We start from the raw sequence: 261 nt of genomic DNA, 5'->3' as shown, positions 1-261 counted from the left end.
GGGAAACCTCGCTACGCACCTTGCGCGATGCGCTGGCACGTGCCGGCATCGGTTTGCGGCAAAGCGTGCTGGTGCGTGGTGCCTCGGGCATGGGCAAGTCGGCGCTGATGGTGGGATTCCGTCAGCTGGAGTTGAGTCGCGATGCGGCAATCTGCTGGCTTCCGACCACTCGGCTTTCGGTACTGGACCCTTACGGAGTGGCGCGTTCACTGCTGGCTTGGCACCTTGAGCACCCTCCAACGCGCGAGTCGGTGCATGCAC

At 64.4% G+C, this 261-nt stretch carries 1 protein-coding gene; it reads left to right on the top strand.

Going from position 1 to position 261, the window contains the following annotated elements:
* Positions 1–261, top strand: a 261-nt coding sequence (locus tag P8629_RS12135) for a hypothetical protein (protein ID WP_278166366.1), incomplete at both ends; no start/stop codon positions are given.

The organism is Hydrogenovibrio sp. 3SP14C1, from assembly GCF_029625905.1.
Classification (GTDB): domain Bacteria; phylum Pseudomonadota; class Gammaproteobacteria; order Thiomicrospirales; family Thiomicrospiraceae; genus Hydrogenovibrio.
This window is presented reverse-complemented; position numbering and strand designations above follow the sequence as displayed.